A 23,612-nucleotide genomic window follows, 5' to 3' on the forward strand; every position below is an offset into this window, starting at 1 on the left:
TAGGAAATAACCGATAAGACTAGTTCTTATCGGTTATTTATGTTGTTACACAACATTGTTATTGCATCAATTATGTCTGTTTTTGTAATTCTGGTAGTGCTTCAACTTGATTGCTACTATTTTTGATGGTGTGAATGTGCTGATAATGTATCTCAGTTAAATACGAAATTTTTATATCTTTTTTAACACATATTAAAAATAAAATTAATAGACCTTAATTTTTCTTGACTTAAATTTTTTTAATTGATATACTATTTTTCAGAGAGCTAACAATTATATATAAATGTACTACTCTATTTCCTAGATAACACTTAGTAAAACTTTTTATAACAAAGGCTAGCAAAGTTAAAGTTTTCTATCTATTGGAAGTTAAATAAATATGTAAGGAATTAAAATGAAAAAAAGTACAGTATTGTCATTAACCACAGCTGCAGTTATTTTAGCAGCATATGTCCCTAATGAGGTAGTCTTAGCAGATACATCTAGTTCTGAAGATGCTTTAAGTATCTCTGATAAAGAAAAAGTAGTAGTAGGTAAACAAAACGAAAACAAAGAAAAACATGAAGATATTCATAATGCTATAGAAACTTCAAAGGATACTGAAGAGAAGAAAACAACAGTTATTGAGGAAAAAGAAGTTGTTAGTAAAGAATCTGTGATAGACAATAAAACTAACAATGAAAAAGCAACAATCAAAAAAGAAGATTCCAATCAATACAAAGGAGATAATGCAGACTCGTCTGCAAGTAAAGACACGGACAGTCCCAAAAAAGAAGATAGACTTGTCTATATTGCTGAATTTAAAGATAAAGAATCTGGAGAAAAAGCAATCAAGGAACTATCAAATCTTAAGAATACAAAAGTTTTATATACTTATGATAGAATTTTTAACGGTAGCGCTATTGAAACAACCAAAGATAATCTGGACAAAATTAAACTAATAGAAGGTATCTCATCGGTTGAAAGGTCACAAAAAGTCCAACCTATGATGAATCATGCTAGAAAGGAAATTGGAGTTGAGGAAGCTATTGATTACCTAAAATCTATCAATGCACCATTTGGGAAAAACTTTGATGGCAGAGGTATGGTTATTTCAAATATCGATACGGGGACAGATTATAGGCATAAGGCTATGAGAATCGATGATGATGCCAAAGACTCAATGAGATTTAAAAAAGAAGACTTAAAAGGTACTGATAAAAATTTCTGGTTGAGTGATAAAATTCCTCATGCTTTCAATTATTATAATGGTGGTAAAATCACTGTAGAAAAAGCTGATGATGGAAGCGATTATTTTGATCCACATGGGATGCATATTGCTGGGATTCTTGCGGGAAATGATACTGAAAAAGATATCAAAAACTTTAACGGAATAGATGGAATTGCTCCTAATGCACAGATCTTTTCTTATAAAATGTACTCTGACGCAGGATCTGGCTTCGCAGGGGATGAAACAATGTTTCATGCTATTGAAGATTCAATCAAACACAATGTTGATGTTGTTTCGGTATCATCTGGCTTTACAGGAACGGGCCTTGTAGGTGAGAAATATTGGCAAGCTATTAGAGCGTTAAGAAAAGCAGGCATTCCAATGGTCGTAGCTACGGGTAACTATGCGACTTCTGCTTCAAGTTCTTCATGGGATTTAGTGGCAAATAATAATCTGAAAATGACCGACACTGGAAATGTAACACGAACTGCAGCACATGAAGATGCGATAGCAGTTGCTTCTGCTAAAAATCAAACAGTTGAGTTTGACAAAGTTAAGATTGGAGGAGAGAGTTTTAAATATAGAAATATAGGGGCCTTTTTCGATAAGAATAAAATCATAACAAACGAAGATGGTTCAAAAGCTCCTAGTAAATTGAAATTTGTATATATAGGCAAAGGTCAAGACCAAGATTTGATAGGTTTGGATCTTAAGGGCAAAATTGCAGTAATGGATAGAATTTATACCAAGGATTTAAAAAATGCTTTTAAACGAGCAACGGATAAGGGCGCACGCGCCATTATGGTTGTAAATACTGTAAATTACTACAATAGAGATAATTGGACAGAGCTTCCAGCTATGGGATATGAGGAGGATGAAGGAACTACTAGTCAAGTGCTTTCAATTTCAGGAGATGATGGTGTAAAGCTATGGAACATGATTAATCCTGATAAAAAAACTAAAGTCAAAAGAAATAATAAAGAAGATTTTAAAGATAAATTGGAGCAATACTATCCAATTGATATGGAAAGCTATAATTCTAATAAACCGAATGTAGGTGATGAAAAAGAAATTGACTTTAAGTTTGCATCTGACACAGACAAAGAACTGTATAAAGAAGATATCATAGTTCCAGCAGGGTCCACATCTTGGGGGCCAAGAACAGATTTACTTTTAAAACCTGATGTTTCAGCACCTGGTAAAAACATTAAATCCACTCTCAATGTCATTAATGGGAAATCAACTTATGGTTATATGTCAGGGACTAGTATGGCAACTCCAATCGTAGCAGCTTCTACTGTTTTGATTAGACCGAAGTTAAAGGAAATGCTTGAAAGACCTGTGTTGAAAAATCTTAAGGGAGATGACAAAATAGATCTTACAAGTCTTACAAAAATTGCCCTACAAAATACTGCACGTCCTATGATGGATGCGACTTCTTGGAAAGAAAAAAGTCAATACTTTGCATCACCTAGACAACAGGGAGCAGGGCTAATTAATGTTGCCAATGCTTTGAGAAATGAAGTTGTAGCGACTTTCAAAAACACGGATTCTAAAGGATTGGTAAACTCTTATGGTTCTATTTCCCTTAAAGAAATAAAAGGAGATAAAAAATACTTTACCGTTAAGCTTCACAATACATCAAACCGACCTTTGACCTTTAAAGTTTCAGCATCTGCTATAACTACAGATGCTTTAACTGACAGACTAAAACTGGATGAAACATACAAAGATGAAAAATCTCCAGATGGGAAGCAAATTGTTCCAGAAATCCACCCAGAAAAAGTCAAAGGAGCAAATATTACATTTGAGCATGACACTTTCACTATAGGCCCAAATTCTAGCTTTGATTTAAATGCGGTTATAAATGTTGGGGAGGCTAAAAACAAAAATAAATTTGTAGAATCATTTATTCATTTTGAGTCAGTGGAAGAAATGGAAGCTCTGAACTCAAACGGGAAGAAAATAAACTTCCAACCTTCTTTATCGATGCCTCTAATGGGATTTGCTGGGAATTGGAACCACGAACCAATCCTTGATAAATGGGCCTGGGAAGAAGGTTCAAAATCAAAAACAATGGAAGGTTATGATGATGATGGTAAACCGAAAATTCCAGGAACCTTAAATAAGGGGATTGGTGGAGAACATGGTATAGATAAATTTAATCCAGCAGGAGTTATACAAAATAGAAAAGATAAAAATACAACATCTCTAGACCAAAATCCAGAATTATTTGCTTTCAATAACGAAGGGATCAACGCACCATCATCAAGTGGTTCTAAGATCGCTAAAATTTATCCTTTAGATTCAAATGGAAATCCTCAAGATGCTCAACTTGAGAGAGGATTAACGCCTTCTCCACTTGTATTAAGAAGTGCAGAAGAAGGATTGATTTCAATAGTAAATACAAATAAAGAGGGAGAAAATCAAATCGACTTAAAAGTCATTTCGAGAGAACACTTTATTAAAGGAATTTTAAACTCTAAAAGAAATGATGCAAAGGGAATCAAATCTTCTAAGCTAAAAGTTTGGGGTGACTTGAAATGGGATGGACTCATTTATAACCCTAGAGGGAAAGAAGAAAATGCCCCAGAAAGTAATGACAAAAAAGATCCTGCTACTAAGATACGAGGACAATTTGAACCGATTGCGGAAGGCCAATATTTCTATAAATTTAAATATAGATTAACTAAAGATTATCCATGGCAGGTTTCCTATATTCCTGTAAAAATTGATAACACACCTCCAAAGATTGTTTCAATTGATTTTTCAAATCCTGAAAAAATTAAGCTGATCACAAAGGATACTTATCACAAGGTCAAAGAGCAATACAAGAATGAAACGCTATTTGCGAGAGATCAGAAAGAACATCCTGAAAAATTTGACGAGATTGCCAACGAAGTTTGGTATGCTGGAGCTGCTCTGGTTAATGAAGATGGAGATGTTGAGAAAAATCTTGAAGTAACTTATGCAGGTGAGGGTCAAGGAAGAAATAGAAAACTTGACAAAGACGGAAATACCATTTATGAAATTAAAGGTGCAGGAGATTTAAGAGGAAAAATCATTGAAGTCATTGCATTAGATGGCTCTAGCAATTTCACAAAGATTCATAGAATTAAATTTGCTGATCATGCTGATGAAAAGGGGATGATTTCCTATTATCTAGTAGATCCTGATCAAGATTCATCTAAATACCAAAAACTTGGAGAGATTGCCGAATCTAAATTTAAAAATTTAGAAAATAGAAAAGAGGATAGTCTTAAAAAAGATACAACTGAGGTAGAAAATCATCAAGGAAATGAAGAGTCTATCGAAGAAAAATCTAGCTTTACTATCAGTAAAGCCATTTCAACAATTAGAGATTTTGAAAGCAAAGACTTAAAGAAACTCATTAAAAAGAAATTTAGAGAAGTTGATGACTTTACAAGTGAAACTGGTAAGAGGACAGAAGAATACGATTATAAATACGATGATAAGGGAAATATCATTGCTTATGACGATGGTAGTGCCTTAGAATATGAAACTGAAAAACTTGACGAAATCAAATCAAAAATTTATGGTGTTCTAAGCCCGTCTAAAGATGGACACTTTGAAATTCTTGGAAAGATCAGTAATGTTTCTAAAAATGCCAAGGTATATTATGGAAATAACTATAAATCTATAGAAATCAAAACGACCAAGTATGATTCCCACTCAAAAACGATGACATTTGATTTATACGCTAATATTAATGATATTGTGGATGGATTAGCTTTTGCAGGAGATATGAGATTCTTTGTTAAAGATGATGATCAGATAAAAGCTGAAACTAAAATTAGAATGCCTGAAAAAAATAAGGAAACTAAGACAGAATATCCCTATGCATCAAGTTATGGGAATGTAATAGAATTAGGAGAAGGAGATCTTTCAAAAAATAAACCAAACAATTTAACGGACATGGAATCTGGTAAAATCTATTCTGATTCAGAAAAACAACAATATCTATTAAAGGATAACATCATTCTAAGAAAAGGCTATGCACTAAAAGTGACTACCTATAATCCTGGAAAAACGGATATGTTAGAAGGAAATGGAGTTTATAGCCAGAAAGATATAGCAAAAATCCAAAAGGCCAATCCTAATCTAAGAGTCTTATCAGAAAAAATAATTTATGCTGATAGTAGAAATGTTGAAGATGGAAGAAGTACTCAATCCGTATTAATGTCGGCTTTGGACGGCTTTAACATTGTAAGGTATCAAGTGTTTACATTTAAAATGAATGATAAAGGGGAAGCAATCGATAAAGATGGAAATCTTGTGACAGATTCTTCTAAACTTGTATTATTTGGTAAGGATGGTAAAGAGTACACAGGAGAGGATAAGTCCAATGTAGAAGCTATAAAAGAAGATGGCTCTACGTTATTTATTGATGCAAAACCAGTAAATCTTTCAATGGACAAGAACTACTTTAATCCATCTAAATCTAATAAAATTTATGTACGAAATCCAGAATTTTATTTAAGAGGTAAGATTTCTGATAAGGGTGGTTTTAACTGGGAGTTGAGAGTTAATGAATCAGTTGTAGATAATTATTTAATCTATGGAGATTTACACATTGATAACACTAGAGATTTTAACATTAAGCTTAATGTTAAAGACGGTGACATCATGGACTGGGGGATGAAAGACTATAAAGCAAACGGATTCCCAGATAAGGTAACAGACATGGATGGAAATGTCTATCTTCAAACTGGCTATAGCGATTTGAATGCGAAAGCGGTTGGAGTACACTATCAATTTTTATATGATAATGTTAAACCAGAAGTAAAGATTGATCCTAAGGGAAATACTAGTATCGAATATGCTAAGGGAAAATCTGTAGTCTTTAATATCAATGATAAAAGAAATAATGGATTCGATGGTGAGATTCAAGAACAACATATTTATGTAAATGGAAAAGAATATAAATCATTTGATGATATTAAACAAATAGCAGATAAGACACTAAACATTAAGATTGTTGTAAAAGATTTTGCAAGAAATACAACCGTAAAAGAATTCATTTTAAACAAAGATACGGGAGAGGTAAGCGAACTAAATCCTCATATGGTAACTGTAACCATTCAAAATGGAAAAGAAATGAGTTCAACGATAGTGGCGGAAGAAGATTTCATTTTACCTGTCTATAAGGGTGAATTAGAAGAAGGCTATCAATTTGATGGTTGGGAAATTTCTGGTTTCGAAGGGAAAAAAGATGTTGGCTATGTTCTTAATTTATCAAAAGATACCCTTATAAAACCTGTATTCAAGAAAATAGAGGAGAAAAAGGAGGAGGAAAATAAACCTACTTTTGATGTATCCAAAAAGAAAGACAACCCACAGGTAAATCCTAGTCAATTAAATCAAAGTCATAGAAAAGAGGACTTACAAAGAGCAAATCATTCACAAAAATCTGATTCAACTAAGGATGTTACAACTACAGTTCTTTATAAAAACTTTGAAAATAAGAAGGAAGTCCATCTTAATAAACAAGTGAACATAGCTAATAAACATACTAACATTGATAGTAAGTCGGATACTAACCATTCTGATAGGTTGCCAAAAACCGGAACAGTTAGAGCAGTTCTTACACCATTCATTGCTGGAATATTGTTTATAGTAGGAGTACTTCTTGGATTGAAGAAAAAAGATCAAGATTAAGACAAAAGCTATAGAAAAAATGTTTATGTGTTGAGATTAGATACTGTAATGGTTAAACAGTTTGCTGACAATTACTATTTAATACTTAATTCTTAAGATTACGTTGATAATTATACTCTTTTAGAATGTATTAATGGACTTCATTTAGATAACAAAAAATCTTCTTATTACAGATAAGAAGATTTTTTGAATTTTACCAATTTCACAAAATACGGTATCGAACTATATATTAAAAATTGTGCTTTTACAATTATATTAAAAACTCAAGATTTATTTGATGAAGTACAGGCTAATTTTCTCAAAGTGAATCCTAACAAGCGTGAGATAATTTCTTGATTGAATCACTTCTTGAGTGTTTATTTTAAGGTTACTCTATCTGAAATTTGACAAGTAAATAAGTTTGTTTAATCATTTTTATAAATATAAAATTAGTGAATAATATGAAAGGACAGCTCCTTTTCATTATCATAGTTAGACTATAAAAATATATAAAATTCTTAAAAATTATGGTATAATTTATATTAATAAATTCGATATAGAGTTTAATGGATGATTCTATTGATGCCAATATTTAAGGATTAGTTGATTGGTTTTCTTTTGAAAATCCATCCATTCATGGATACTGACAAATCTTGCGAATTTGTTTAAGATATAGGTGAAATATAGTGAAAAATGGGAGGAATACTATGACTAAGAAACGTTTTGAAGAGAAAAATGGTCCGAAATCAACTGTATCGAAGGTAGTGAAAGGAACTTCTCCATCTAAGATTAGGGGCAAGTTTTTTAAAATAAAAGTCTATATTGGCATTGCCATTAGTCTCTTGGTAGTTGCAATCCTAGCAAGCCTCTTCTTATTCTCACCTAACGCAAAGAAAGAATCAAGTGAATCTATTTCTTCAGTTGCTAAAAAAGAGAACACAAGTCAAGAAGCGACAGATAATTCTAAAGAATCTGAAATTAAGAAGCAGAAAGAGGAAGAAATCCAGAAACTCAAGGAACAGTTAGCTAGTTTAGATAGCAAAGTCGCTGAGTCAGAGAAGTTAGTTGACAAATTAAAAGAAGAAACTGCTGTTCCAAAACTGGATATTGAATCACTAAGAAATAATGATTTATCTAGTTTGAAAGGTACATGGCGTACAGCTTCCGGTAATGAATATGTTATTAATGAGTCTGGGGAAATGCGTTCCTCTTGGCTGTCGAATGGTCAAAAGAATGAATCTATTGTCGAATTGAAAGCATCAGGTGGAAAAAATAGTCAGAATCCAGAAACAGTTTCTCTTAGTGCTTGGGTAAAAGATTCTGTTGCTGGAGGATTTGTAGTAGTTGCTGTTCCAAGTGGAGTTGTCATGAAACCTAGTGATGATGGAAAACTAACAGATAAAAGCAATCATGACGAGGATAGACTGTTTGCAGGACAGCAGTATGAAGCGATGTTATCGAGACCAGAAGATGTTTACTATCGTGTAAAACCAGATACTAGTAAGCTTGAGGAAGAGGAGAAGAATTTAGCTCAACTACAGGCTGAACGCGAAGCAATCAAAACTTCTCTAGAATCTAAGGAAAAGAAAAATACGAACTAGAAAAACTAGTTTAGAATCTAACTGTTGATTGTTTTAGTTCAGAAATACTCTTGCAATCGCTAGAATGAAGAAGCTCATTAGGGCTTCTTTTCTTTTATCTTAACACTTCAACCACTTAGACTGATATATAGACCAGATAGGCAAAAGAACTTGTTCTTGAAACTGACCTCTGCTATAATGATTTTTGTAAGGGACGTGAGGCGTCACTATCAGATAACTCAAGTTCATAAAAAAGAAATTGGAGATAAACAAATGAAAAAGTTATTAGGGATTGGATTCTTGCTAGTTTCAGCTTTGGTTTTGTATTTTGGTTCTGTTGGATGGCCAAGTTTGGATGTCAACCTCTGGTCACTGATTCCGGTAGGACTGTTCCTCTTTTTCACTCTAGAGAATTTTTTGAAAAAAGACTACAAGGCTAGTCTGATGTGTTTAATTATTGCTTTTATCATTGCAAATGCAATTTTGGACCTTTTGCCAATTTCAAGTGGCTTGGTAATTGGAGCGGGCGTACTAGCTTGCATTGGTATTGGATACCTCTTTCCTGATAAAGATAGAAAAGAAGACAAATAGAAAAGGCCTCGAGGTTTCTCGAGACCCTTTTTTACTTACCAGCGTAATATTTTTGGATTCCTTTCACGATACCTGCTACAAGCTTATCTTGATAGTGGCTATCTCGAATCTGTTGATTTTCAGCGAAATTATCTATATAACCTAGCTCTAGGAGGACGGCTGGTTTAGCAGTTTCTCTAAGAACGGCAAAGCTTCTTTCCAATAAACCAGCATCTTTAGCACCAGTCTCAGCTAACAATGAAGAGTGGATAGCGGCTGCAAGACGCTTGCTCTCACTCATACGGTCAGGATGGTTATGCCAGTATGGGTTGATTTTACTTGGATAATCAGGATCATCACTATAGGAATAGGTTTGAATACCGCTAGCTCTAGAGTACGGGCTACCAGTCGCATTGAAATGAATACTAATAAAGATATCAGAGTTAGTCTTGTTAACCATACGAGAACGTTCTGTAACAAAATCTACATCAATATCACTATCACGTGAAGTAAGAACTTTGTAGCCAAGTTCTTCTAATTTTTTGCGTAATTTACGATACACCTGCATGTTGAGGTCTTTTTCAGCAACATTGTAATAGTATGCACCTGAGTCTCTTCCACCATGTCCTGGATCTAAAAAGATGGTTTTACTGTATTGGCCTTTTACAAAACCAACTTCTTTTGAGACCTCAGAAATCCATTGACCATTTTTGTGGAATAGATGGTCTTTACCGTCAATTTTGTAAGTTCCGGAAACATAATGTCCATTATCATCTAAGTAGTAGCGGGCCTTATAAGTGTCGTCGTAAATCCACTCTTTTTTAGCCATATAACCACCAGCTTTGAGGTAATAAGCTCCAATCCATTCTTTTGATGCATACATTCCACCACGCTTCAAAAAGAACCAGCTATTATAATTTTTATCAAATATCCATTCATTATCAGCCATTGCTCCACTTGATTTTAAATAATAATTACCTTGCCATTGGTTACTAGACATAATACCTATTTTGTCAAAATAGTACCAAACTCCATTAATTTTCTCCCATTTATTCTGAGAAATTTTTCCAGAAGAATTAGCGAAGTACCAATGTTTATCAATGAGAACCCATTTGTTTTCAGCCATGGCTCCACTATTTGTCAGCAAGTAGCTGTTAATGGTTGTATTACTGAGCATGATTCCATCTTTGTCGAAGTAATACCAAGACCCAGCAATTTTTTCCCATTTATTTTGAGAAATTTTTCCAGAAGAATTAGCGAAGTACCAATGTTTATCAATGAGAACCCATTTGTTTTCAGCCATGGCTCCACTATTTGTCAGCAAGTAGCTGTTAATGGTTGTATTACTGAGCATGATTCCATCTTTGTCGAAGTAATACCAAGACCCACCAATTTTTTCCCATTTATTTTGAGAAATTTTTCCAGAAGAATTAGCGAAGTACCAATGTTTATCAATGAGAACCCATTTGTTTTCAGCCATGGCTCCACTATTTGTCAGCAAGTAGCTATTAATGGTTGTATTACTAAGCATGATGCCATCTTTGTCGAAGTAATACCAAGACCCAGCAATTTTTTCCCATTTATTTTGAGAGATTTTTCCTGAAGAACTAGCGAAGTACCATTTTCCATTGATAAAGTTCCAACCATTTTCAGCCATCACTCCATCTTTATTGAAAACATAACCATCAAAGGTTGTATTGCTTAGTCGATGGCCATCTTTGTTGAAGTAGTACCACTTTCCTTGGATTTTTTTCCAGTTGGTAACAGGTTTGTTGTGTTCGTAAAAGCGCCAGTTATTATTTTCTTCCTGCCAACCTTCTTTGACTTTTTCAACTTTTTTTCTTCTTTTTTTACTTCAGACTTCTTCTCTTCTGTAGCAGGAGTTTTTTCTCTATTTTTTCTTCTTTATCGTCAATTTTAGAAGAATTGTCTGTTTTTTCGACCTTCTCTTTCGATTTTTCTTGGTTTTCGATTTTTGAAGTACTTGAGTGAGGAATTGTTACATTTTCTCGTACTCCCTCTGCTTTAGTTTCTTGAGCATGGGCAGTTGCTTGAGTGTATCCTAAAATAGATAGGGCAACAACACTAGCAAGTATAACTTTTTTCATATTTATCTCCTTTTGTTTTTTTGCTTATTATAATAAAATTTTACTGATTTCTCAATTATCAAACTGGACTTCTTCTAGGAGATAATCGATAAAGCGTTCGCCCATCTTAGACAGGCTTGTTTTTTCATGCTGGATATAGACCAGCTCAATGGGGTCATCAATGTCCAGTGGGATAGAAACGATATTGTCTCCGTTGAGGTTGCTGTTCAAAATCCCTGTTGCAATGGTATATCCATCCAAACCAATCAAGAGATTAAAGAGGGTAGCGCGGTCGCTGACTACGATAGACTTTTTGTGGTATTCCTGCGAGAGAATCTCTTCTGAAAAGTAGAAGGAGTTGTGCGTCCCTTGGTCATAACTTAGATAAGGGAAGTTTTCCAAATCAGATAGTTTGACCTTGTCTTTCTTTGCCAGAGGGTTGGTCTTGCTGACAAAGATATGCGGTTGGGCGGTAAAGAGATGATGAGCCAGCAGGTGGTTGTCATCCAGCATTTTGGTTAAAACATCACGGTTGTAGCTGTTAAAAAATAGGACACCGACCTCACTACGGAAGTTCTTGACGTCGTCGATAATCTCCCAAGTCCGAGTTTCACGAAGGAAGAGTTCGTATTTCTCCATATCACTTTTCTTGAGCAAAGAGACAAAGGCATTGACCACAAAGGCATAGTGTTGAGAGGAAACGCTAAAAAGTTCGCGGTGGGCGACAGGATTTTTATAGCGTTCTTCCAGAAGCTGGGTTTGCTCGACAACTTGACGGGCATAAGAGAGGAACTCCATCCCATCACGGGTCAAGGTGATGCCCTTAGGATTGCGGATAAAGATTTCAATGCCCATTTCATTTTCCAAATCTCTCACAGCATTGGAAAGACTGGGTTGGGTGATAAAGAGTTGCTTGGCTGCCTCATTCATGGAGCCAGTTTCGACGATTTTGATAATATAGTGTAATTGTTGAATTCTCATGTTTTTATTGTACCACACTTGTGTCAGAATCGCCAAAGAAGATAGGAAAATCAGGAGCATTGTGTGAGTCTCTGTAAAGTAGTTAAGAAGAAATTTCTAAATAATTTAAGAAATAGTGTAAAAAAGTAGCTGAGCAAGAGATTGTTCAGTTGTCTCTTTACTGAGAACTATAAAAATTTTACTCAAAAATAAGAAATTTGCACGATTTACTCATTATTTACCCAGTACTAGAGTTTATACTAGTTACTGTAAAGATAATCATCCAAAAGAAGGAAGGAGGCAACCTTATGGCTAAAAATACAAATCGTTCAGAGATTGATTCTCTAAGTTTTGAGGTTGAAAAGCAAGAATTTTCTGCGCAATCAGAAGCTTGTGGTACACAGCTTTTAAAATGACACTAGCAGGTCTCTGTGGATTGTGTTTCACATATTCCTATGAGTGTACGAGAAATAATGTTCGCTGTTAGATAAAACAAAAGGAAAATTCTAGTGTTTTATCACAAAACATTGACAACATTTTGATTTGGTGTTATATTTACGGGAGAAATACAAATAAACCAAGACAACTCTGAGATAGATTCTTTGAATTATGGAAATTAATAGCCAAGAATTGGATGGTAAATCTGTTGCTGGGTGGGGTACGGCTGTTAGATTAACAGCACAGGGGCACTGTGGTTGGTGGTTTACATATTCTTATGAATGTATTTCGCCAAACGTGAGTTGTGGATAAAACTCTCTATTTTTTGACAGGAGGATAAAATGGAAGGAATTATTGGAACACTAGACTTCTATGCACCTGTACTGGTCTTAGGAGTTGTTGTCGTAGGGATTGTTTACTTTATGAAAAAAAGAAACGATCGCAAATAATCAATATCGACCGATACCTAAAAAAGTATCGGCTTTTTTTATAACATGAATATATTGCACAAAATACTCATGGTAAACCTTGAAAGAAACCGTATAATGAGAGTGTCATAAAGAAACGGAGGAATGAAATAATGAAACAGCTTATTGTGACAGCATTAACGAAAACATTTGGTCAAGGGGATAATATCGTTCATGCTTTATCAGATGTGAACTTGTCCGTTGAAAAAGGTGAATTTCTGGCAATTATGGGGGCCAGTGGTAGTGGAAAAACAACACTCCTCAACTGTATTTCAACGATTGATAAACCAACATCAGGTGAGATTCGATTTGAAGGTTTTGACATCATCCATGCCAAGGAAAACGAACTAGCTGACTATCGTGCTAAAAACATTTCCTATATTTTCCAAGCTTACAACTTAGTGGAAACCTTGACAGTTTATGAAAATATTGTTCTACCTCTCCAGATTCAGGGGAAAAATATCAAAAAACATCAGGATAAGATTGAGGAAATTTTGGATAAGTTGGCCATCCAAAACTTAAAAGATAAGTTTCCTAATCAGTTATCAGGTGGTCAGCGACAACGTGTGGCAACTGCTAGAGCCTTGATTGATGATTCTAAACTGATTATCGCAGATGAGCCGACAGGAGCCTTGGACTCTGCCAATTCTGAAAAACTGATGGCGCTTTTGCAGGAAATCAATAAAAGTTTTGGCATCACCATTTTATTAGTCACTCACGACCCTGCCGCAGCTAAGTACTCTTCACGGATGGTGTTGCTTAGCGATGGAAAGATTATGGATGATTTGGAACGTAACAGCTTATCTAATGAACAGTATTTGCAAGAGATTTACAGTCGTACCAGGTAGGAGGGGGAGAGTATGTATCCAAAATTGATTTTACGAAATGTATTTCGAAATTTACAGACTTATATCATCTATTTTTTCAGTCTGACATTAATTTATAGCTTGCTCTACGCTTTTAATGCTTTACCAAGTCATCCAGTGATGCAAAGTTTATCAGGAGCAAAGGAAACGTTGACGACGGTGATGAGCCAGTACATGGGCTTGCTTTCCTATCTGATTCTATCGGCGATTGCCTTTCTCATCGTTTACTCCACAAATTTTGTGCTGGGACGGCGCAAGAAAGAGCTGGGACTTTATGCAACGCTGGGAATGAAGAAGCAGCAGATTATCCGTACCCTGTTCTTTGAAACCATGCTGGTCAATATCTTTTCCTTGATTCTAGGTTTCTTGCTTGGTTTGATCTTACTGGTCATTCTATCTAAGGTTGCATCTGAGTTTTTTATGGCCAATTACTTTGGTAGTCTGCTTTTCTTTGATAGCAAGTCTGTCATCTTACTAGTTTATTCCTATTTGGTAACCAGTTTTATTGTTGGTGTAATGGACATTCTTACATTTAGAAAGCAAAATATCATTGCACTTATTCAAGAGAATGGGGTCAAGAAATCTGTCTTGGCAAAAGGCAAGCCAGTTCTTCAAGCACTTCTCTTTATTCTTTCGACAGCTGTTATCGGTTTTGGTGCTCTCTATTTTTCAGACTATCACCATCTATCATTCTTGAAAAGCTGGGGTATCTTGCTGGTATCTGTCTTCGTGATTTTTGTGATTTTATTTTACAATACCTTGAGCCATTTTATCTTGCTCTCCCTTAGAAAACTGCCTCAAATCTACTATAACAAACTAAACACTTTTAAAATCCGTCAATTTTCAAAACAAGCTGATAGTAATTCGGTCACGTTGGCTGTCTTATCCTTGACCTTGACACTGGCTCTCAGCTTACTCGTTTTTAGTGGTAGTGCCTATACGACTATGAACCGAGAGCTGAACAAATACTCACCTTATGATGTAACTGTCAATCTTTATCGTGGTCAAGAGTTCCAATTTGCTCAGGATTCTGTAAAAGATAGGCTGAAAGCAGATGGATTTGACTTTAACCTCATCAAAGAGGAGTACAGCTATCCTATCTATTCTAGTGATTTAACCTATAAAGATTTGATTGATACTAGCAATCTCTGGGAGCATGATAAGAAACTTCCTGAATCAAAAGTACCGATTTTAGGAATTTCTGCCTACAATCATCTCCGCAAACTGCAAGGTGAAAGAGAGGTTGACTTGGCAGAAGACCAATTTCTAGTCAATGCCAACTATAAAGGAACTGCCAAGCAGATCCAGGACTTTCTATCAACGACCAAAACCTTCATGATTAACGGTCGTTCTCTCAACCTTGCCTCTTCAAAGCCACTTGAAACAGTTTACTTTTTATCTTCAGTAACTACAAATGACTCAGGAACCTTGATTGTACCAGATAAGGTAGTAGTTGGATTGACGGAAGACCACACGACCTATGTTGCCAATTTCAAAGAAAACATTGACAAACGGGAAGTAGAAACATTCTTGAATCAGTGGATTGAAAAATACTACTTCACTCGTGATGGAGCAGAGTTGAATCCGTTCACCTATCAAACGAAAGGAAGAATTTTTGAGATTTATCTTGGATTTATGGGCGTCATTGTCTTTGTCATGATTTTTGTCAGTGTTATTTTTATCATTATTTCCCTCAGTATCTTGTCCCTTCAAACTTCTACAAGTGCTTTGGATAGTGTTAATGATTATCAAATCTTATACCTTCTTGGGAACAAGAGAAAACAAAATCGCTTTATTCTTTTGCAACAGATTCTAAATTATTTCTTGGTTCCGCTGGTCATCGCAGGTCCGCTAGCATTTGCCTTGAGTACCGCTCTTTTGGGTTATTTTGAGAATTTCGCTAATACCAGCATTTCTATTGATATCACCTATCTGGGAGTAGCAGTCTTACTATTTGTCCTTTACCTGCTAGTGACTTACAGAGTAAGTTGGCAAATTATTGAAAATTAAGTCAAATACCAGAGTTGCCTATCCGACAATTCTGGTATTGTGTTATAATGATATTAAAGTAGTTCAGGAAGTGGATACATATGAAACAGTTTGTCAAATCGCTCTCGAAAAACTCACTTTTATTGTGGTGGTTGACGATTTTTAATCATCTAGCTTTGATGATTTATATTTATTATAGGATTCCTCTGGACTTTTCGACAGATTTTTCTTTGCAGATGGTTTTATTGCTGATTATTGCTTTAATTGTATTTAGCTATATTTGTAATATTGTGACCTTTCGGTATAGTGAGTTGAAACTTTGGTTGCTCCTGATGATGTTTCTCATTAGCTGGCAATCCATATTTAATCAAGGAGTTGCGAGCACCTTGTTGCATTTTTTTGATATTCTTCATCCGCTCAACTCTTTTTTATTGGTGTATAGTTCTCTGTCTATTATCTTTCTGGGAGAGAAAATAGGAGAAGAACTGTTGAGTGTGTCCTTTGTGTTGACACTAATCACCATTAGTTCGTATCTGTTAAGTCCTTCAATTTTTCTCTTTCTGTCCTTGTTTGCGTCTTTCTTTTTAAACCTTGTTCCCTTGATTTTACTGATTTTATATCATAAAGAGTTGAAAAGTAAACTCAAGTATCAGAGACGAAATTTGTGGATATTAGCTTTAATATTGCCTCTTTCTTATTTCTTTTTGTATATCAATACGAGGGGCTCAGGAGTGATGAACCTAGTCTGGTATCTAGAAATTCTTGGTATCTTAGCTTTTTTACACTTCAAAACGATTGTCAGCTCTCTTCAAAAAAGGGTATCAGAGTTGAAATTGTCCTATATAAAAGCTTTTTCACGCTTGTTTTTACTGGTTATGTTTTTGTTAGTAGGTATTTTCATCATCTTTCGTCTAGACTTAAACATGAGCTTTTTGGTCTTGAATATCATGTTACTATTGTTCGGGATTTGTTCGGAAGAATTGATTCGCCTTTTTCGTTCTGCTGAAATGCTAGATGCTAGGGATTATGTAAAAGTTCTCTTTTTAAAGCGTAACCGTATGGTGAAAAGTCTGCTGGCAAATGAAGATACAGAACAACAGTTCTCCGAATTTCTTCACAATGAAATCCTGCAAAATGTGATGGCAATAAAAAATTTCAATAAATATAGTAGTAATCAAGCTTTTGGTGAACAGATCAATCTGGTGACAGAGGAGTTGGTTCAGCGGATTCGCGAGCGGATGGATTATTATCAGCCAATGGTAGAAACAGACGAGCAGTTAGACATCCAGTATCAAGGGCTGATTAATCGGATTGTCAAGCGCTATCACGCAGAAAATGAAGTTGTCACACAGTTTCCTGTCCACTTTAGGCTTTTATCTCCTTACGATAAAATTGCCTACCGTCTGGTTGAGGAATTGACGACCAATGCCGTTAAGTACGCTAGTGGTGGAAGGATTTCTTTGAAGATTGATGTGCATGATGACACTATTTTTATCATTTCTGAAAATGACTGCCTTCAAACAGAAAAATCCTTAGGTTATGGCTTGAAAAATATGTCTAATAAAATTAGTGTTTTAGGTGGTCAAATGCAGATTTTTGAAAATAATAAGAGATTTCGTGTAGAAATTACTCTCCCGATTGATAAGGAGTTGTGTTATGAAAATTTTGTTAATTGATGATCATAAATTATTTAGCCAAAGTATCAAGATGATTTTAGAGTTATCGGAAAACATTAAAAAGGTCCAGTTAGTAGATAATTTTTCGACTATTTCGGAGATTGCTTTTAATGACTACGACATTATTTTGATTGATATCAACCTGACGAGTCTGTATCAAGATGATGGGCTGACCTTGGCACAAGAGATTATCGACAATGGTTGTTCTAGTAAGGTTGTGATTTTGACAGGTTACAGTAAAAAAATGTATGAACACCGATCTAAAGTTATGGGGGCTTATGGCTTTCTGGACAAAAGTATGGACCCAGATGAGTTGGTGAAAAAACTGGAAAAGATTTATCTAGGTGGTAAGGTCTTTTCAGATGAAGTGATGGTAGAGGTGTTAACACCACGAGAAATCGAGATACTAGAACTGGTTAGAAATGGCTTGACCATTGATGATGTCTGTGACAAGGTCTATGTGAGTAAACGTACAGTTTCCAATCACTTGGCCAATATCTTTTCAAAATTGGGAGTGACTAACAGGCAGGAGGCAATTCACATTGCTGAGCAGTTGGGATATTTCCCACCAGATTAAAAAGTTGCAGAAGATGCAGCTTTTTTAATTTCTGTGCTACTTCTTGTGTGAGTCTCTTCTTGAAAAAAACACAAAAATTTGCTAGAATGAGTTTTATGAAAACATTCTATGATGTGCAGCAATTCCTCAAACGATTTGGTATTATTGTTTACATGGGAAAACGCTTATATGATATTGAACTGATGAAGTTGGAGCTCTCTCGAATATACGACGCAGGGTTGATGGACAAATTAGACTATCTAGAAGCAGAAGCGGTTCTTCGCAGAGAGCACAAGGTAGAATTGGATTATATTGAGAAAAATGGAGAAATGAACTAATGGTTACTTGGATTTTGTGGGCACTTATACTAGCAATGTTGGCGTGGATGGGCTTTAACTATCTTCGTATTCGCCGTGCGGCTAAAATTGTGGATAATGAGGAGTTTGAAGCCTTGATTCGTACGGGTCAATTGATTGATTTGCGTGATCCAGCAGAATTCCACAGAAAGCATATCCTTGGGGCTCGCAATATTCCTTCAAGTCAGTTGAAAACTAGTCTTGCAGCTCTTCGTAAGGATAAACCTGTCCTTCTTTATGAAAACCAACGTGCGCAACGAGTTACAAATGCAGCCCTTTACTTGAAAAAACAAGGTTTTTCTGAGATTTATATCCTTTCTTATGGTTTGGATTCTTGGAAAGGGAAAGTGAAGACTAGCTAACCTTATTTCCAAATTAGTCGAATGATAGGATGAAGCTATTGTTTTATAGTATAATTAATTTGTATAAAATTTAAGGAGTTCTTAGAACATGAAAGAAAAGAAGAAGAATCCACTTTTTGTGGGTATCTTGTCGATTATTCTTGGTTTGTTATTTCCGTTGGGAGGTATTGGTTTAGGTATTACCAGTTTATTGTATGCTAACTCACTTCAAAAAGAATCTGGACTAGACTATAAAACAGAAAAAATTATAGCTATTGTAGGGATTGTAGTTTCCGTAATTAATTGGGTTTTAGGATTGATTCTTTTTATGAATTTTATGAATTAAGTAGTGTAAAACAAAAAAGCTTTATTTGAAAGCTTTTTTGTTTTATCCACTTTTCTTTAAGTAGTTTTTAATGATTTTCAATTCCTCTTGGTTCAAGGGACGGTATTGATCCTCTGCTAGTTCTGGGTCTAATGTAAACTCACCGAACTGAACTCGTTTGAGGGAGGTCACCTTGACACCAACTGAGAGGAACATTTTCTTAACCTGATGAAATTTTCCTTCTGAAATGGTGATAGAGGCTTGACTGAGTGAAGGACTTGCAGATAGAATCTTTAGTCTTGCAGGTTTACAGACAGTGCCATCTAAAAAGACAATTCCCTTTTGAAATGCTTTGATATGGTCAGGTGTTAGAAGTCCATTGACCTCAACTAGATAAGTTTTATCGATATGATATTGGGGATGGAGGAGCTGAAAGCCCAAGGGACCGTTATCGGTCAAGAGGAGGAGGCCTGTCGTATCTCGGTCCAGTCGGCCGACGGCATATAGCTTGTCAGATTGGATGTCAGGTGGAAGTAGGTCCATGACGGTTTGAAGTTCTCTGTCTTTGTTGGCTGTAACGACACCAGCAGGCTTATGAAGCATAAGATAGGTGTGTTCATAGCCCTGAATGATTTGGCTATGAAAAAGAAGTTCTTGTAGTCCTGTATCGATATTTTGGGCTAGGGAGCGGGCTGGGCAACCATCGACGAGAATTTCCCCTTTGAGTAAGGCTTGTTTCATGGCCTTTCGGCTAATTTTTTCTTGGGCTAATAAATTATCTAAACGCATACTGTGCCTATCTTATCATAAGTCGCTTGCTTTGAAAAGGCTTGACGTGAAAAGAAAAGCAGAGTGAAAACATTTACACTTGCTTGAATTATGTTATTTACTTGAAATTATGGTATAATCGTTCAGTTAGAAAATAAATTTTGAATATTATAGAGGAAATCATGACAAAACTTAGAGAAGATATCCGTAACATTGCGATTATCGCCCACGTTGACCACGGTAAAACAACCCTCGTTGACGAATTATTGAAACAATCAGAAACGCTTGATGCACGTACTGAATTGGCAGAACGTGCTATGGACTCAAACGATATCGAAAAAGAGCGTGGAATTACCATCCTTGCTAAAAATACAGCCGTTGCCTACAACGGAACTCGTATCAACATCATGGACACACCAGGACACGCGGACTTCGGTGGAGAAGTTGAGCGTATCATGAAAATGGTTGACGGTGTTGTCTTAGTCGTAGATGCCTACGAAGGAACAATGCCACAGACTCGTTTCGTATTGAAAAAAGCCTTGGAACAAGACCTTGTCCCAATCGTGGTTGTTAACAAAATCGATAAACCATCAGCTCGTCCAGCAGAAGTAGTGGACGAAGTCTTGGAGCTTTTCATCGAGCTTGGTGCAGATGACGACCAGCTTGACTTCCCAGTGGTCTATGCATCAGCGATTAATGGAACTTCTTCATTGTCAGATGATCCAGCTGATCAAGAAACTACTATGGCACCAATCTTTGACACAATTATCGACCATATCCCAGCTCCAGTAGATAACTCAGATGAGCCTTTGCAGTTCCAAGTGTCACTTTTGGACTACAATGACTTCGTTGGACGTATCGGTATCGGCCGTGTCTTCCGTGGTACAGTTAAGGTTGGGGACCAAGTTACCCTCTCTAAACTTGACGGCACAACTAAAAACTTCCGTGTTACAAAACTCTTCGGTTTCTTTGGTTTGGAACGTCGTGAAATTCAAGAAGCCAAAGCAGGTGACTTGATTGCCGTTTCTGGTATGGAAGACATCTTTGTCGGTGAAACCATTACTCCGACAGATGCAGTAGAGGCTCTTCCAATCCTACACATCGATGAGCCAACTCTTCAAATGACTTTCTTGGTTAACAACTCACCATTTGCTGGTAAAGAAGGTAAATGGGTAACTTCTCGTAAGGTGGAAGAACGCTTGCAGGCAGAATTGCAAACAGACGTTTCCCTTCGTGTTGATCCAACTGATTCACCAGATAAATGGACTGTTTCAGGTCGTGGAGAATTGCACTTGTCAATCCTTATCGAAACAATGCGTCGTGAGGGATATGAACTTCAAGTATCTCGTCCAGAAGTTATCGTAAAAGAAATCGACGGTGTTAAATGTGAGCCATTTGAGCGTGTACAAATCGACACTCCAGAAGAATACCAAGGGTCTGTTATCCAAAGCCTTTCTGAACGTAAGGGTGAAATGTTGGATATGATTTCAACTGGTAATGGTCAAACTCGTTTGGTCTTCCTTGTTCCAGCGCGTGGTTTGATCGGATATTCAACTGAGTTCTTGTCAATGACTCGTGGTTACGGTATCATGAACCATACCTTCGACCAATACTTGCCATTGATTCCAGGTGAAATTGGTGGTCGTCACCGTGGTGCCCTTGTTTCTATCGATGCTGGTAAGGCTACAACTTACTCAATCATGTCTATCGAAGAACGTGGTACGATCTTTGTCAACCCAGGTACTGAAGTTTACGAAGGAATGATCATCGGTGAAAACTCTCGTGAAAACGACTTGACAGTTAACATCACGAAGGCGAAACAAATGACCAACGTCCGTTCAGCTACTAAGGACCAAACAGCTGTTATCAAGACACCTCGTATCTTGACCCTTGAAGAGTCTCTTGAGTTCTTGAACGACGATGAGTACATGGAAGTAACGCCTGAGTCTATCCGTTTGCGTAAACAAATCCTTAACAAGGCAGAGCGTGAGAAAGCTAACAAGAAGAAAAAATCAGCTGAATAAGAGCTAGAAAGAGATAAAGATGGTTTATTTAATCATAGGACTCCTCTTATTACTACTCTATGTATTTGCGACACCAGAAAGCATTAAAGGGACAGTTAATATCGTCCTTGTCGTCTTTGCTTTCGTAGCATTGCTGATTTTGCTCATGTTGTCAGTTCTGCAAATCTTTCAGCTACCGACAGAATTCTTTATCGCAATCGCTATGCTCTTCCTAGCATACTTTAGCTTGCGAGATATTACCCTCATGTCGGTTAATAAAAGTAAAAGAAGATAAAAAGAGAGTTTCGGCTCTCTTTTTGCTTGTTAGAATGCTGAATATGAGCATTTTCGTTTAGAATTATTTCCATAAAAATGGTAAAATAGTAAGAGTAGAAATGGAGTTCGAGACATGAAAGTAATAGATCAATTTAAAAATAAGAAAGTCCTTGTTTTAGGTTTGGCTAAGTCTGGTGAATCTGCAGCTCGTTTATTGGACAAGCTAGGTGCCATTGTGACAGTAAATGACGGAAAACCATTCGAGGACAATCCAGCTGCGCAAAGTTTGTTGGAAGAAGGGATCAAGGTTATCACAGGTGGCCATCCATTGGAACTTTTGGATGAAGAGTTTGCCCTCATGGTGAAAAATCCAGGTATCCCCTACAGCAATCCCATGATTGAAAAGGCTTTGGCCAAGGGAATTCCAGTCTTGACTGAGGTGGAATTGGCTTATTTGATTTCTGAAGCACCGATTGTTGGTATTACTGGTTCAAATGGAAAAACAACCACAACGACTATGATCGGGGAAGTTTTGACTGCTGCTGGGCAACATGGTCTTTTATCAGGAAATATCGGCTATCCAGCCAGTCAAGTGGCCCAAACTGCGACAGATAAGGATACGCTTGTCATGGAACTTTCTTCTTTCCAACTGATGGGTGTGAAAGAATTTCATCCAGAGATTGCGGTTATTACCAATCTCATGCCAACTCATATCGATTATCATGGATCATTTGAGGAATATGTAGCAGCCAAATGGAATATCCAGAACAAGATGACAGCGGCTGATTTCCTTGTCTTGAACTTTAACCAAGACTTGGCAAAAGAATTGGCTACTAAAACACAAGCTACAGTTGTACCATTCTCAACACAGGAAAAGGTTGATGGAGCTTATTTGGAAGATGGTCAGCTCTACTTCCGTGGGGAAGTGGTCATGGCAGCGAATGAAATCGGAGTTCCAGGTAGCCACAATGTGGAAAATGCCCTTGCGACGATTGCTGTAGCCAAGCTTCGTGGTGTGGACAACCAAACCATCAAAGAAACTCTTTCAGCCTTTGGTGGTGTCAAACACCGTCTCCAATTTGTGGATGAAATCAAGGGTGTCAAATTCTATAATGATAGCAAGTCAACCAATATCTTGGCTACTCAAAAAGCCTTGTCAGGATTTGACAACAGCAAGGTCGTCTTGATTGCAGGTGGTTTGGACCGTGGTAATGAGTTTGACGAATTGGTTCCAGACATTACTGGACTCAAGAAGATGGTCATCCTGGGTCAGTCTGCCGAACGTGTTAAACGGGCAGCAGACAAGGCAGGTGTGGCATACGTGGATGCGACTGATATTGCAGATGCGACCCGCAAGGCTTACGAGCTTGCGACTCAAGGAGACGTGGTTCTTCTCAGTCCAGCAAATGCCAGCTGGGATATGTATGCTAACTTTGAAGTACGTGGCGACCTCTTTATCGACACAGTAGCGGAGTTAAAGGAATAA

The 23,612-nt window shown here is 36.5% G+C and carries 20 protein-coding genes and 1 pseudogene; 15 read left to right on the plus strand and 6 right to left on the minus strand.

Going from position 1 to position 23,612, the window contains the following annotated elements:
- Positions 1–394 precede the first annotated feature (394 nt).
- From B7697_RS07195 to B7697_RS07205, 3 genes are all read left to right on the plus strand, one after another.
- Complete coding sequence (locus B7697_RS07195) at positions 395–6,889, plus strand: S8 family serine peptidase (RefSeq protein WP_084951033.1); 6,495 nt, start codon at positions 395–397, stop codon at positions 6,887–6,889.
- A 686-nt stretch (positions 6,890–7,575) separates the two neighbouring features.
- Positions 7,576–8,469, plus strand: a complete 894-nt coding sequence (locus B7697_RS07200) for a DUF6287 domain-containing protein (RefSeq protein WP_084951035.1) — start codon at positions 7,576–7,578, stop codon at positions 8,467–8,469.
- 252 nt (positions 8,470–8,721) lie between these two features.
- Positions 8,722–9,039 (plus strand): hypothetical protein, encoded by a 318-nt coding sequence (locus B7697_RS07205; protein ID WP_084951037.1) that lies wholly within the window; start codon positions 8,722–8,724, stop codon positions 9,037–9,039.
- Positions 9,040–9,070: 31 nt separating this feature from the next.
- Here B7697_RS07205 and B7697_RS07210 read toward each other — a convergent pair whose 3' ends face one another.
- The 4 genes and pseudogenes from B7697_RS07210 to B7697_RS07220 form a co-directional block, all read right to left on the minus strand.
- Entirely contained in the window at positions 9,071–10,675 is a 1,605-nt protein-coding gene (locus B7697_RS07210) for an N-acetylmuramoyl-L-alanine amidase (protein ID WP_239822296.1), read from the minus strand.
- Between the two features lie 54 nt (positions 10,676–10,729).
- Positions 10,730–10,780: pseudogene (locus tag B7697_RS09485) on the minus strand (hypothetical protein); the annotation flags it as partial.
- Positions 10,781–10,868: 88 nt separating this feature from the next.
- Positions 10,869–11,126, minus strand: coding sequence for a hypothetical protein (locus B7697_RS07215; protein WP_084951041.1), 258 nt, complete (start codon positions 11,124–11,126; stop codon positions 10,869–10,871).
- Positions 11,127–11,177: 51 nt separating this feature from the next.
- Positions 11,178–12,086: a LysR family transcriptional regulator gene (locus B7697_RS07220; protein WP_025171438.1), complete on the minus strand. Its 909-nt coding sequence runs from the start codon at positions 12,084–12,086 to the stop codon at positions 11,178–11,180.
- A gap of 588 nt (positions 12,087–12,674) precedes the next feature.
- Here B7697_RS07220 and slmA point away from each other — a divergent pair.
- From slmA to B7697_RS07240, 4 genes are all read left to right on the plus strand, one after another.
- Positions 12,675–12,815 (plus strand): salivaricin M family lantibiotic, encoded by a 141-nt coding sequence (gene slmA, locus B7697_RS09425; RefSeq protein WP_338152200.1) that lies wholly within the window; start codon positions 12,675–12,677, stop codon positions 12,813–12,815.
- A 29-nt stretch (positions 12,816–12,844) separates the two neighbouring features.
- Complete coding sequence (locus B7697_RS09265; protein ID WP_142359003.1) at positions 12,845–12,952, plus strand: QVPTGV class sortase B protein-sorting domain-containing protein; 108 nt, start codon at positions 12,845–12,847, stop codon at positions 12,950–12,952.
- A gap of 131 nt (positions 12,953–13,083) precedes the next feature.
- A complete protein-coding gene (locus B7697_RS07235; RefSeq protein ID WP_084951042.1) occupies positions 13,084–13,818 on the plus strand; it encodes an ABC transporter ATP-binding protein in 735 nt (244 codons plus the stop codon).
- 12 nt (positions 13,819–13,830) lie between these two features.
- Positions 13,831–15,846, plus strand: coding sequence for an FtsX-like permease family protein (locus B7697_RS07240; RefSeq protein WP_084951044.1), 2,016 nt, complete (start codon positions 13,831–13,833; stop codon positions 15,844–15,846).
- Positions 15,847–16,085: 239 nt separating this feature from the next.
- Here the strand turns inward: B7697_RS07240 and B7697_RS09430 are convergent, their stop codons facing one another.
- The gene (locus tag B7697_RS09430; protein ID WP_239822297.1) at positions 16,086–16,238 is read right to left on the minus strand and encodes a hypothetical protein; all 153 of its coding nucleotides are present in this window, start codon (positions 16,236–16,238) and stop codon (positions 16,086–16,088) included.
- 321 nt (positions 16,239–16,559) lie between these two features.
- Between B7697_RS09430 and B7697_RS09435 the strand changes: the two genes are divergently transcribed.
- The 5 genes from B7697_RS09435 to B7697_RS07265 all read left to right on the plus strand — a co-directional run bounded on the left by B7697_RS09435 (position 16,560) and on the right by B7697_RS07265 (position 19,100).
- Positions 16,560–17,501 carry a sensor histidine kinase gene (locus B7697_RS09435; protein WP_239822301.1) on the plus strand — a complete coding sequence of 314 codons (942 nt, stop codon included), beginning with the start codon at positions 16,560–16,562 and terminating at the stop codon, positions 17,499–17,501.
- Entirely contained in the window at positions 17,482–18,078 is a 597-nt protein-coding gene (locus B7697_RS07250) for a response regulator transcription factor (protein ID WP_084951048.1), read from the plus strand. Before B7697_RS09435 ends, B7697_RS07250 begins: the two co-directional genes overlap by 20 nt.
- Positions 18,079–18,125: 47 nt before the next feature.
- Positions 18,126–18,395: a YqgQ family protein gene (locus B7697_RS07255; protein ID WP_192851485.1), complete on the plus strand. Its 270-nt coding sequence runs from the start codon at positions 18,126–18,128 to the stop codon at positions 18,393–18,395.
- Complete coding sequence (locus B7697_RS07260; RefSeq protein ID WP_000259256.1) at positions 18,395–18,775, plus strand: rhodanese-like domain-containing protein; 381 nt, start codon at positions 18,395–18,397, stop codon at positions 18,773–18,775. Before B7697_RS07255 ends, B7697_RS07260 begins: the two co-directional genes overlap by 1 nt.
- 88 nt (positions 18,776–18,863) lie before the next feature.
- Complete coding sequence (locus B7697_RS07265; RefSeq protein ID WP_084951050.1) at positions 18,864–19,100, plus strand: hypothetical protein; 237 nt, start codon at positions 18,864–18,866, stop codon at positions 19,098–19,100.
- Between the two features lie 42 nt (positions 19,101–19,142).
- Here the strand turns inward: B7697_RS07265 and B7697_RS07270 are convergent, their stop codons facing one another.
- Positions 19,143–19,868, minus strand: a complete 726-nt coding sequence (locus B7697_RS07270) for a 16S rRNA pseudouridine(516) synthase (RefSeq protein ID WP_084951052.1) — start codon at positions 19,866–19,868, stop codon at positions 19,143–19,145.
- Positions 19,869–20,029: 161 nt separating this feature from the next.
- On the opposite strand from B7697_RS07270, the gene typA reads away from it, so the two are divergent.
- The 3 genes from typA to murD all read left to right on the plus strand — a co-directional run bounded on the left by typA (position 20,030) and on the right by murD (position 23,612).
- Entirely contained in the window at positions 20,030–21,871 is a 1,842-nt protein-coding gene (gene typA / locus B7697_RS07275) for a translational GTPase TypA (RefSeq protein ID WP_000164122.1), read from the plus strand.
- A 19-nt stretch (positions 21,872–21,890) separates the two neighbouring features.
- On the plus strand, positions 21,891–22,145 hold the full coding sequence (locus tag B7697_RS07280; RefSeq protein WP_024056536.1) for a DUF3165 family protein: 255 nt from the start codon (positions 21,891–21,893) through the stop codon (positions 22,143–22,145).
- Between the two features lie 114 nt (positions 22,146–22,259).
- A complete protein-coding gene (murD, locus tag B7697_RS07285) occupies positions 22,260–23,612 on the plus strand; it encodes a UDP-N-acetylmuramoyl-L-alanine--D-glutamate ligase (protein ID WP_004256174.1) in 1,353 nt (450 codons plus the stop codon).

Source organism: Streptococcus mitis (genome assembly GCF_002096895.1).
GTDB lineage: Bacteria > Bacillota > Bacilli > Lactobacillales > Streptococcaceae > Streptococcus > Streptococcus mitis_AH.

Bases quoted from the DNA above. Each gene is read 5' to 3' on its own strand.
- B7697_RS09265 (WP_142359003.1), top strand. From the start codon at position 12,845: ATGGAAGGAATTATTGGAACACTAGACTTCTATGCACCTGTACTGGTC.
- B7697_RS07235 (WP_084951042.1), top strand. From the start codon at position 13,084: ATGAAACAGCTTATTGTGACAGCATTAACGAAAACATTTGGTCAAGGG.
- B7697_RS07200 (WP_084951035.1), top strand. From the start codon at position 7,576: ATGACTAAGAAACGTTTTGAAGAGAAAAATGGTCCGAAATCAACTGTA.
- B7697_RS07270 (WP_084951052.1), bottom strand. From the start codon at position 19,868: ATGCGTTTAGATAATTTATTAGCCCAAGAAAAAATTAGCCGAAAGGCC.
- B7697_RS07195 (WP_084951033.1), top strand. From the start codon at position 395: ATGAAAAAAAGTACAGTATTGTCATTAACCACAGCTGCAGTTATTTTA.
- murD (WP_004256174.1), top strand. From the start codon at position 22,260: ATGAAAGTAATAGATCAATTTAAAAATAAGAAAGTCCTTGTTTTAGGT.
- B7697_RS07215 (WP_084951041.1), bottom strand. From the start codon at position 11,126: ATGAAAAAAGTTATACTTGCTAGTGTTGTTGCCCTATCTATTTTAGGA.
- typA (WP_000164122.1), top strand. From the start codon at position 20,030: ATGACAAAACTTAGAGAAGATATCCGTAACATTGCGATTATCGCCCAC.
- B7697_RS07280 (WP_024056536.1), top strand. From the start codon at position 21,891: ATGGTTTATTTAATCATAGGACTCCTCTTATTACTACTCTATGTATTT.
- B7697_RS07210 (WP_239822296.1), bottom strand. From the start codon at position 10,675: ATGGCTGAAAATGGTTGGAACTTTATCAATGGAAAATGGTACTTCGCT.
- slmA (WP_338152200.1), top strand. From the start codon at position 12,675: ATGGAAATTAATAGCCAAGAATTGGATGGTAAATCTGTTGCTGGGTGG.
- B7697_RS09435 (WP_239822301.1), top strand. From the start codon at position 16,560: ATGAACCTAGTCTGGTATCTAGAAATTCTTGGTATCTTAGCTTTTTTA.
- B7697_RS07220 (WP_025171438.1), bottom strand. From the start codon at position 12,086: ATGAGAATTCAACAATTACACTATATTATCAAAATCGTCGAAACTGGC.
- B7697_RS07260 (WP_000259256.1), top strand. From the start codon at position 18,395: ATGGTTACTTGGATTTTGTGGGCACTTATACTAGCAATGTTGGCGTGG.
- B7697_RS07240 (WP_084951044.1), top strand. From the start codon at position 13,831: ATGTATCCAAAATTGATTTTACGAAATGTATTTCGAAATTTACAGACT.
- B7697_RS07250 (WP_084951048.1), top strand. From the start codon at position 17,482: ATGAAAATTTTGTTAATTGATGATCATAAATTATTTAGCCAAAGTATC.
- B7697_RS07265 (WP_084951050.1), top strand. From the start codon at position 18,864: ATGAAAGAAAAGAAGAAGAATCCACTTTTTGTGGGTATCTTGTCGATT.
- B7697_RS09430 (WP_239822297.1), bottom strand. From the start codon at position 16,238: ATGAAGAATATCAAAAAAATGCAACAAGGTGCTCGCAACTCCTTGATT.
- B7697_RS07205 (WP_084951037.1), top strand. From the start codon at position 8,722: ATGAAAAAGTTATTAGGGATTGGATTCTTGCTAGTTTCAGCTTTGGTT.